At 65.7% G+C, this 8825-nt stretch carries 12 protein-coding genes; 6 read left to right on the top strand and 6 right to left on the bottom strand.

Annotation, left to right across the window (positions count from 1 at the left end; all coding sequences use genetic code 11):
• A partial coding sequence (locus ACTHJR_RS01465) for a M2 family metallopeptidase (protein WP_440521274.1) occupies nt 1-280 on the top strand: 280 nt, incomplete at its 5' end.
• 14 nt (nt 281-294) lie between these two features.
• Nucleotides 295-981: an SIMPL domain-containing protein gene (locus tag ACTHJR_RS01460; protein ID WP_440521273.1), complete on the top strand. Its 687-nt coding sequence runs from the start codon at nt 295-297 to the stop codon at nt 979-981.
• A 13-nt stretch (nt 982-994) separates the two neighbouring features.
• Here the strand turns inward: ACTHJR_RS01460 and ACTHJR_RS01455 are convergent, their stop codons facing one another.
• The 4 genes from ACTHJR_RS01455 to ACTHJR_RS01440 all read right to left on the bottom strand — a co-directional run bounded on the left by ACTHJR_RS01455 (nt 995) and on the right by ACTHJR_RS01440 (nt 4116).
• Entirely contained in the window at nt 995-1615 is a 621-nt protein-coding gene (locus ACTHJR_RS01455; RefSeq protein ID WP_440521272.1) for a hypothetical protein, read from the bottom strand.
• Between the two features lie 93 nt (nt 1616-1708).
• Nucleotides 1709-3145 carry an AMP nucleosidase gene (locus tag ACTHJR_RS01450; RefSeq protein ID WP_440521271.1) on the bottom strand — a complete coding sequence of 479 codons (1437 nt, stop codon included), beginning with the start codon at nt 3143-3145 and terminating at the stop codon, nt 1709-1711.
• Between the two features lie 58 nt (nt 3146-3203).
• A complete protein-coding gene (locus ACTHJR_RS01445) occupies nt 3204-3527 on the bottom strand; it encodes a hypothetical protein (protein ID WP_440521270.1) in 324 nt (107 codons plus the stop codon).
• A gap of 106 nt (nt 3528-3633) precedes the next feature.
• Nucleotides 3634-4116 (bottom strand): peroxiredoxin, encoded by a 483-nt coding sequence (locus tag ACTHJR_RS01440; RefSeq protein ID WP_440521268.1) that lies wholly within the window; start codon nt 4114-4116, stop codon nt 3634-3636.
• Between the two features lie 111 nt (nt 4117-4227).
• On the opposite strand from ACTHJR_RS01440, the gene ACTHJR_RS01435 reads away from it, so the two are divergent.
• Nucleotides 4228-4791 (top strand): YqgE/AlgH family protein, encoded by a 564-nt coding sequence (locus ACTHJR_RS01435; protein WP_440521276.1) that lies wholly within the window; start codon nt 4228-4230, stop codon nt 4789-4791.
• 10 nt (nt 4792-4801) lie between these two features.
• Nucleotides 4802-5485 carry a GNAT family N-acetyltransferase gene (locus ACTHJR_RS01430; RefSeq protein ID WP_440521267.1) on the top strand — a complete coding sequence of 228 codons (684 nt, stop codon included), beginning with the start codon at nt 4802-4804 and terminating at the stop codon, nt 5483-5485.
• A 36-nt stretch (nt 5486-5521) separates the two neighbouring features.
• Here ACTHJR_RS01430 and ACTHJR_RS01425 read toward each other — a convergent pair whose 3' ends face one another.
• The gene (locus ACTHJR_RS01425; protein ID WP_440521275.1) at nt 5522-6328 is read right to left on the bottom strand and encodes a sigma-70 family RNA polymerase sigma factor; all 807 of its coding nucleotides are present in this window, start codon (nt 6326-6328) and stop codon (nt 5522-5524) included.
• Nucleotides 6329-6369: 41 nt separating this feature from the next.
• Nucleotides 6370-6825 (bottom strand): carboxymuconolactone decarboxylase family protein, encoded by a 456-nt coding sequence (locus ACTHJR_RS01420; protein ID WP_440521266.1) that lies wholly within the window; start codon nt 6823-6825, stop codon nt 6370-6372.
• 143 nt (nt 6826-6968) lie between these two features.
• On the opposite strand from ACTHJR_RS01420, the gene ACTHJR_RS01415 reads away from it, so the two are divergent.
• Nucleotides 6969-7793 (top strand): sterol desaturase family protein, encoded by an 825-nt coding sequence (locus tag ACTHJR_RS01415; protein ID WP_440521264.1) that lies wholly within the window; start codon nt 6969-6971, stop codon nt 7791-7793.
• 84 nt (nt 7794-7877) lie between these two features.
• A partial coding sequence (locus tag ACTHJR_RS01410; protein ID WP_440521263.1) for an adenosylhomocysteinase occupies nt 7878-8825 on the top strand: 948 nt, incomplete at its 3' end.

The following is an 8825-nucleotide window of genomic DNA, read 5'->3' as shown; positions in this document are numbered from 1 at the left end:
CTATTTCCTGGCGCGCTTGCTGCAGTTCCAATTCTACCAGGCGGCGTGCAAGCAGGCCGGCTGGACCGGGCCGCTCCATCGCTGCTCGTTCTACGGCAACAAGCAGGTCGGCGCGAACCTGCAGAAGATGCTGGAAATGGGCCAGTCCAAGCCGTGGCCCGACGCGCTCCAAGTCTTCACCGGCAGCCGCGAAATCTCGGGCCAGGCGATGATGGACTATTTCGCGCCGCTCAAGAAATGGCTCGACGAGCAGAACAAGGGGAAACCGAGCGGATGGTAATTACACCTTTCTGGATGATGCTCGCTCTGGCGACACCGGCGGACGCGCAACCGGTCACTGTTGAGATCGTCGCCGTCGGGCATGCCGAAACCCCCGCCGACCGATATGAAATATCAGGGGTGATCGTCGCGGGCGCGGATAGCGACACGGCAGCGGCGGCGTTGCTCGCCAAACGAAAACAGGCCGTGCTCGACCAGGTGGCGGCGGCCGGCGCTAACGCGGTCATACGAGACGGTAGCGAGTTCGAATTGTTCTCAAGCGACCCCGCTGCGGCGATGAGCCTGGCGAGGGGCAACGTCGACGCCAAGGTCGAAGGCAAGAACCAGGTGAGCGCGATCGTCACGATCACCGCGCCCAATCGCGCGGCGATCGATAAGGTCAAAGCGGCAATCGCGAGCATTCCGGGCGTTCGGAATACAGGAACGCCGCTATCATCGTTGAACGACGCGGCGGCGGCCCGCCGCGTCGCGAAGGCCGATGCGATGGTCAAAGCAAAGACCGAGGCGGATGGTTATGCCAACCGCCTGGGCTTCGGGAATGCTGTGCTGACCGCCATCAGCGAAAAGACCGACTTCTCGGCGATGTTTCAGGCGAACAATGGTAAGGTACCGGCGTTGGCCATGTTCCAGAAATCGACGGACGACACCGTCACCACCGAGGTGACGCTCACGGTGACGTACCGGTTGGATACCAAACGCTAGCTGCGGGCGGACCTCAGGATTCCTCGTCCTTCGGCCCGTTTTTCCGGCTGCTACCGCGCAATGTGAAGATCGCCGCGACCGCGCCGATCGCCCCGGCGATCCCCGCCGCAATGCCGCCGCGCTTGGCGATCGTCGCGGCGCGGCTAGGGGTCGAAGGAGCGGGGGCGGCCGCGGCAGGAGTCGGTTTTGGCGCAGGCTTCGGTGCTGTGGCGGCCTTTGGTGCGCTCGGCGCTTTCTGCGCGGCCGGGGCTTTGGGAGCGGCTGCCGCCTTGGGCTTCGCGGCAGCGGTCGTTTTCGGCTTGGCCGTCGCTTTGGGTTTCGCTGCGGCCTTCGGTTTGGCGGCTGGCTTGGCCGCTGCCTTCGACGCAGGCTTGGGCGTCGTCGCGGCGGCGGCGCCGGCGGTCTTGGCGACCGGCTTCGTCGTCGTCTTGGGTTTGGCCGCGGGCTTGGGCGCGGCTTTAGCTGGTACCTTGGCCGGCGCCTTCGACGCAGCGGCCGCCGTCACTTCCGGTTCGGGCGTGGGGGCGGCAGCGGCTTTAGCTTTTGGCGCGGCCTTCGGCTTCGCTGCGGCCTTGGGTTTGGCGGGCGCCTTGGCGGCGGGCTTGGCAGTCGTCTTCCTGGGCGTCGTGGCCATGAGAGATGATCCCCTGTTCTCTTGGTCGCTAACGCCCTCGCATACCAGAATGTTTCAGGGTCGTGATAGTCCCATGACGGGTTAACGTCCGGATCAGCGGAACGGCGGCTCGTTGAAGGCGCGCAATTTGCGGCTGTGGAGCTTGGCGCCTTCGCGCCGCAATTCCTCGCAAGTCTGGATGCCGATCCGCATATGCTCGTTGATCGCCCGCTCGTAGAAGCGATTGGCCTGACCCGGCAGCTTGAGCTCGCCGTGGAGCGGCTTGTCCGAGACGCAGAGCAAAGTCCCGTACGGCACGCGGAACCGATAGCCTTGCGCCGCGATCGTCGCCGATTCCATATCGATCCCGACCGCGCGGCTGAGCGAGAAGCGCAGTGCCGATTTGGTGTAGCGAAGCTCCCAATTGCGGTCGTCGGTCGTGACGATCGTGCCGGTGCGCAGGCGGCGCTTGAGCTCTTCGCCCGACTGGCCGCTGATGATCTCGGCGGCGCGGGCCATCGCGACCTGGACCTCGGCGATCGCCGGCACCGGAATTTCGGGCGGTAGCACGTCGTCGAGGACATGGTCGTCGCGCAGATAGGCATGGGCGAGGACATAGTCGCCGATGCGCTGGCTGGGCCTGAGGCCACCGCAATGCCCGATCATCAGCCACGCTTCGGGCCGCAGCACCGCGAGGTGATCGCAGATCGTCTTGGCGTTCGACGGCCCGACGCCGATGTTGACCAGCGTGATACCGGTGCGATCGTCGGCCATCAGGTGATAGGCCGGCATCTGGTGTCGCCGCCACGCGCTGGTGTCGGCCAGTGCCGCCTCGAGATCGTCGCCCGCGCGCAACAGCACGCCGCCCGCGCCCGACACGCCGGTGAAGCGGCTACCCTCGCCGAGTTGCGCGAAGGCCCAGCGGACGAATTCGTCGACATAACGGTGGTAATTGGTGAACAGCACGTAGCGCTGCACGTGCTCGGGCGGAGTGCCGGTGTAATGCCGCAGCCGCGCCAGGCTGAAGTCCGTCCGCAAGCCGTCGAACAACGCGAGTGGCCGCGCCTCGCCGGGTGTCGGGAGGCCGTCGGCGATCTCGTCGCCGATATGCGCGAGGTCGGTCGCGGGGAACCAGCGCGCCAGTTCGACCGCCGACACCTCGTCGAGATTGAGCGCGTGGCTGGGGTCGAGCACGTAAGGGAAGGGAATTTCCTGCCGCCCGGGGACCGCCGACACTTCGACGTCGTAATCCTCGATCAGCAAGGTGAGCTGTTCGGTCAGGTAATCGGCGAAGATCGCCGGCTTGGTCACGCTGATGCGATAATCGCCCGCTTCGGACAGCCGCCCGAACGATCGCAGCGGAGTCGGCCGATCATGGTCGTGCCGGTAGATCAGCCTGATTTCGGGATAAGCGAACGATCCATCGGTGCGCGACTTGGGGTCGGGCGTCTCGCCGGTGGTGAGATAGGTCGTCAGCGCGTCCTGGAGGCGTTCGACCGAGGCGGAATAGAGCCGAGAGAGTTCGGCGACGATATCGGAAGCCTGCGTCATCCGATGCGGCTAAAGCAGTCGGCTGACGCTGGCAAGTCGCGGTCGTTACGGCAACGCGTCAGCCCTTGGTCGAGCCGTCGTCGTCGGACGCGTCGCCGGCGAACAGTTTCGACGCGCCATAAGCGGCGCCGGCCACGGCGGCGGCGGCACCGGCGGCGATCCCGGCCGCGGCGATCGGATGCTCCTTGACCGTATTCATCGCGCTGCCGGCCGCGTTGGCGAGCGTTTCCTGCGCCTTGGACAGGAAGGATTTGGACTCGGCGAGCGCGACGTCCAGTGCGTCGCTCGCGGTTTCGACCGCATTGTCGATCAGCGAGGAGTCAGCGGCGGGCGCGGTCGCGCTATCGGCGCCGGTGGCGGTAGTGGTGGTTTCATCGACCATGACGATCTCCCCAAAAAAAGCAACGGCTGCGAAAACGCGAAGGCTGCCCCTCGCGTTCCCACAGCCGCGCTTGATTGTTTCGCCTACGCGAAGAAACGGAAAGCGATCAGAGCTGCTCGAGCAGATGTTCGGCCGAGCTGACCTTGAACTCGCCCGGCGCTTCGACGTTGAGCTCTTCGACGACGCCGTCGTTGACGATCATCGAGTAGCGCTGGCTGCGCTCGCCCATGCCGAATTTGGAGCCGTCGAAGGTGAGACCGACCGATTTCGCGAAATCCGCATTGCCGTCGGCCAGCATGGTCACTTTGCCGGCGGCATCGTTGGCCTTGCCCCAGGCGCCCATCACGAAGGCGTCGTTGACCGAGGTGAAGGCGATCTCGTCGACGCCCTTGGCCTTGATGTCGTCCGCCTTGTCGAGGAAGCCGGGCAGGTGGCGCGCCGAGCAGGTCGGGGTGAAGGCGCCGGGCACCGCGACCAGCGCGACCTTGCGGCCGGCGAAGAACTCGTCCGAGCTGACCTGCTCCGGACCGTTCTCGGTGGCCTTGACGATGGTGGTGGAGGGCAGCTTGTCGCCGACGGCGATGGTCATGTCGTTGTCTCCCGTTGGGCGCGTCAACGCGCCGCGCGTCCGGCACTTGGCATCGCTGGCGGGAATTTCAAGCCGTGACGGCAGCGGTCCGACCAGCTTAAGATGCCGCTGATGGAGTCGGCCGCGCCCTTTCTCACCGGACAATTCCTGCTGGCGATGCCCGGCATCGGCGATCCGCGCTTCGAGCATGCAGTGATCGCGATGTGCGGGCACGATGCCGAAGGCGCGATCGGCATCGGCATCGGCGCGACGATCGAGGGCCTCGGCCTTCACGACGTCCTCGAGCAATTCGAGATCGAACCCGGCGAGGCGCCTGACGCGCCGGTCCATTTCGGTGGGCCGGTCGAGCCTCGGCGCGGCTTCGTGCTGCATTCGACCGACTGGTCGGGCCAGAATACGATCGAGGTCGCCGGGCGCTGGGCCTTGTCGGGCACGATCGACATCCTGAAGGCGATCGCGGAAGGGCAGGGGCCGAGCCGCTGGCTGGTAGCGCTCGGCTATGCCGGCTGGGGCGCGGGCCAGCTCGACGGCGAGATGCTGCGCCATGGCTGGTTCAACGTCGCCGGCGACGAACGATTGCTGTTCGACACCGAGGCGTACGACCGCTGGACCGGAGGGTTCGAGCGTGCCGGGATCGACGCGCGCCTGCTTGCCAGCCAGACCGGGACGGCCTGACCCGTAGCGCATGGGACTGGAACAACTCGATCGGCCGGTTTGGAGCGCGCTGACGACGCGTTGGGCCAAGATCGCCGAGGGCGACGCGCGTGCCTGGCGGGTCGATCGCGATTATGGCTTGTTCGGCGCCGCGGCGGACCAGTCGCCGGAAAGCCTCGCGGCATTGGCAGCGCTGGTGCCCGAGCGAGGCGAATTGTGGGTGGTCGAGCGCGATGCCTGGCCGGCGGCGCCCGGTACGCGGTTCCTGCGCCAGGCCGAATGCGTCCAGATGGTGTGCGAGCGCGTGACGCCGGGAAAGTCCCCGGCATTCGAGATCGTCGACTTGGACGAGGCCGACGCGCCCGCCATGTATGACCTCGCGATGCTGACCAAGCCGGGGCCCTATGCGGCGCATACCAACCGGTTGGGCGCCTTCATCGGCGTGAAGCAGGATGGACGATTGATCGCGATGGCGGGCGAGCGGATGAAAATGCCCGGTCTGAGCGAGGTCAGCGGGGTCTGCACGCATCCCGATCATCGCGGGCGGGGCTATGCGGGCGCGCTGATGCGCGTGGTGGCGGAGCGGATGCTGGCGCGGGGCGAGACGCCCTGGTTGCACGCTTATGCCAGCAACGCGGGGGCGATCGGGCTGTACGAGAGCCTGGGTTTTCGCCTTCATGGCTCGGTCATGGCGAGCGTGGTGGTGCGGGTTTAGCGGCTAGAAAAATCCTCCCCGTTCCGGGGAGGAATTTTAGTGCAGCGTTCCCTCCAAATGCCGCAATTTATCCGGATTGCGCATCACGTAGATCGCCTTGACCCGATGGTCCTCGATCAGCAATGCGGTGGTCTGCAGCACGCCGTCATATTCGCGCGTGACGAAGCCGGGCAGGCCGTTGATCCAGGCGAAGCGGATCAGTTCGCCGAAATTGCCGCGCAACAACCGCCCGATCGCGGCGAACGTGCGGGTGACCTCATCGGCGCCGAGCATGACGCGCGCCGCTGCCGGCCGCTTGCCGCCGCCGTCCGAATAAAGGCTGACGTCGTCCGCCAGCATCGCGCCCAATTGGCCGATCTCGCCGCGCGACGCCGCGAAGAACGCCTGAGCGATCTCCAGCCCGTGTTCGCGCTCGACCGGGAAGCGCGGCTTCTCCGCCCGGACATGCTCACGCGCCCGGCTGGCGAGTTGGCGGCATGCCGCGCTGTCGCGGCCCAGGCTCTCGGCGATGTCGTCGAAGTTCTCGCCGAACACGTCGTGCAGCAGAAACGCCGCGCGCTCCAGCGGCGAGAGGCGTTCGAGCGCGAGCATCAGCGGTAGGGTGACGTCCTCGACCTCTTCGGCCTCGACCATCGGCTCGGGCAGCCACGGGCCGATATATTCCTCACGCGTGACGCGCGCCGATTTGAGCTGGTCGAGGCACAAACGGGTCACGACGCGGCGCAGGAACGCCTCTGGCACGCGCACCGCGGCGCGGTCGGCGTCGGCCCAGCGCAGCCAGGCGTCCTGCACCACATCCTCGGCATCGGCGACCGAGCCGAGCATGCGGTAGGCGACGCGCATCAGCTTGGGCCGAAGCGCGTCGAAGGTTTGGGCGGCGTCGCTCACGCCTTCCAACCCAGATTGGGGTCGAACAGGTTGAAGCCGACCGCCAGGCGATTCCAGCCGTTGATCACGTTGATCATCATGGTGAGCTTGACTTGTTCCTCCTTGCTGAACTGCGCGTCGAGCGCGGCATAGACGTCGTCGGGCGCGCGCTTGTCGGCGATCAGCGTCAGGTGCTCGGTCCACGCCAGCGCCGCGCGCTCGCGATCGGTATAGCATGGCGCTTCGTGCCACGCAGCGACCAGATGCACGCGCTGTTCGGTTTCTCCGGCCTGGCGCGCCTCGAACGTGTGCATATTGATGCAGTTGGCGCAGCCGTTGATCTGCGACGAGCGGATCTTGACCAGTTCGAGCAACGGTTTTTCCAGGCCGCTTTCCATCACTTTGTTGGACAAGGTGAGGAATGCCTGAACCATCTCGGGCGCGGCGGCGTAGGGATTGATGCGGGGGGTCATGATCGGTCCTTTCGAAGATTACGCCTGCATGACGAGCTGGGCTCACGCGATGTGACATCGGGCGGAAAAAATTTTCCGCGCGTGCCGATCGTCGCTGGACCGCTTAACCTCTTGAGAGTGATCCGCGTGGCAAGGTCGGGCGGATGCGCATCGCCGAGCTTCTCTCCGCCGTCCTGCCGGCCGCGACGCCCTGGCTGTTCTCGTTCGCCCTGATGACGGCGTTCGAGTTGCTGCTGCCGCGTGACCGCCACTCGGCGCGCGGCCGCATAGCGGGAGTGCTGTTCTGGGCGATCTGGCTGCCGGTGATGGCGGCGACCTACGCGATGTTCCGGTCGCTATGGCATTGGATCGGGATCGAACCGCTGCTGATTTTGCCGCTGCAGTTTCGCTGGGCCGGTCCGTTCGCGATGATCCTGGCGCCGATCGCCGGGGCGGCGGTCTACGACTTCTTCTTCTACTGGTGCCACCGCGCCCAGCATCGCTGGTTCTGGCGCTATCACGCCGTCCATCATTCGATCCGCGAGCTCAACGCCGTCAACGCCTATCACCATATTACCGAGCCGCTCTTCCAGGCCGTACTGCTCCTCGCGCCGGCCAGTCTGTTCGGCAGCGATATCGGCTATCTCGCGCCGGCGATGGCGGTGGTCCTGCACCTTCACGCCTCGTTCATCCATTCGCCGACCAGCGTCCACCTCGGGCCGCTCCGGATCTTCTTTTGCGACAATCGCTTTCACCGCATCCATCATTCGCTGGAGGAGCGCCATTTCGATCGCAATTTCGGGGCGTTCACGACCTTGTGGGATCGCCTGTTCGGTACCGTCTATTTTCCCGCGGAGGACGAATGGCCCGATGTCGGCCTTGCCGAGATCGGCCAGCCACGTGGCGTGATCGCCTGGCTTACCTTACCCTATCGGCTACGCGAGCGGGACGATACGGCGCCCGCGGCGGTCGCCTCGGCGAACATATAAAGAAATCTTTATATCGAGATTGCAATCGTGCGGCGGAGGCTGTACGGCGCCGCGCATCAACCGTTTTTTCCGGAGACTTTTGACGTGGCCACCGTGCTCGACCGCCCGACCGATTATGTCGTCAAGGACATTTCCCTCGCCGATTTCGGCCGCGCCGAGATCAACATCGCCGAGACCGAAATGCCCGGCCTGATGGCTCTGCGCCAGGAATTCGGCGCGTCGCAGCCGCTCAAGGGCGCGCGCATCACCGGCTCGCTCCACATGACCATCCAGACCGCCGTGCTGATCGAAACGCTGACCGCGCTCGGCGCGCAGGTGCGCTGGGCGACCTGCAACATCTTCTCGACCCAGGACCATGCCGCCGCCGCGATCGCCGCGTCGGGCGTGCCGGTGTTCGCCGTGAAGGGCGAGAGCCTGGCCGAATATTGGGACTATGTCGGCTCGATCTTCGATTGGGGCGACGAGACCTGCAACATGATCCTCGACGACGGCGGCGACGCGACGATGTTCGCGCTGTGGGGCGCCAAGGTCGAGGCGGGTCAGTCGTTCGCCGAGCCCGAGAACGAGGAAGAGATCGAGATGCAGCGCGCGGTGAAGGAATTCATCAAGCGCAAGCCCGGCTACCTCACCGAGACCGTCAAGAACATCAAGGGCGTGTCGGAAGAGACCACCACCGGCGTCCACCGCCTGTACGCGATCGCCAAGAAGGGCGAGCTGCCGTTCCCGGCGATCAACGTCAACGACAGCGTGACCAAGTCGAAGTTCGACAACCTTTATGGCTGCAAGGAATCGCTCGTCGACGCGATCCGTCGCGGCACCGACGTCATGATGGCCGGCACGGTCGCGATCGTTTGCGGTTACGGCGACGTGGGCAAGGGTTCGGCGGCATCGCTCAAGGGCTCCGGCGCGCGCGTGCTGGTGACCGAAGTCGATCCGATCTGTGCGCTGCAGGCGGCGATGGACGGGTTCGAGGTGGTGACGCTGGAAGACGCCGCGCATCGCGCAGACATTGTGGTCAGCGCCACCGGCAAC

The sequence above is a fragment of the Sphingomonas sp. genome (genome assembly GCF_051962185.1).
Lineage (GTDB): Bacteria > Pseudomonadota > Alphaproteobacteria > Sphingomonadales > Sphingomonadaceae > Sphingomonas.
Note: the sequence above shows the minus strand (reverse complement) of the source record. Positions and strands in the feature narration are given on the sequence as shown.

Coding starts and splice junctions, on each gene's coding strand:
- ACTHJR_RS01460 (WP_440521273.1), top strand. CDS start 295: ATGATGCTCGCTCTGGCGACACCGGCGGACGCGCAACCGGTCACTGTT.
- ACTHJR_RS01455 (WP_440521272.1), bottom strand. CDS start 1,615: ATGGCCACGACGCCCAGGAAGACGACTGCCAAGCCCGCCGCCAAGGCG.
- ACTHJR_RS01450 (WP_440521271.1), bottom strand. CDS start 3,145: ATGACGCAGGCTTCCGATATCGTCGCCGAACTCTCTCGGCTCTATTCC.
- ACTHJR_RS01445 (WP_440521270.1), bottom strand. CDS start 3,527: ATGGTCGATGAAACCACCACTACCGCCACCGGCGCCGATAGCGCGACC.
- ACTHJR_RS01440 (WP_440521268.1), bottom strand. CDS start 4,116: ATGACCATCGCCGTCGGCGACAAGCTGCCCTCCACCACCATCGTCAAG.
- ACTHJR_RS01435 (WP_440521276.1), top strand. CDS start 4,228: ATGGAGTCGGCCGCGCCCTTTCTCACCGGACAATTCCTGCTGGCGATG.
- ACTHJR_RS01430 (WP_440521267.1), top strand. CDS start 4,802: ATGGGACTGGAACAACTCGATCGGCCGGTTTGGAGCGCGCTGACGACG.
- ACTHJR_RS01425 (WP_440521275.1), bottom strand. CDS start 6,328: ATGCGCGTCGCCTACCGCATGCTCGGCTCGGTCGCCGATGCCGAGGAT.
- ACTHJR_RS01420 (WP_440521266.1), bottom strand. CDS start 6,825: ATGACCCCCCGCATCAATCCCTACGCCGCCGCGCCCGAGATGGTTCAG.
- ACTHJR_RS01415 (WP_440521264.1), top strand. CDS start 6,969: ATGCGCATCGCCGAGCTTCTCTCCGCCGTCCTGCCGGCCGCGACGCCC.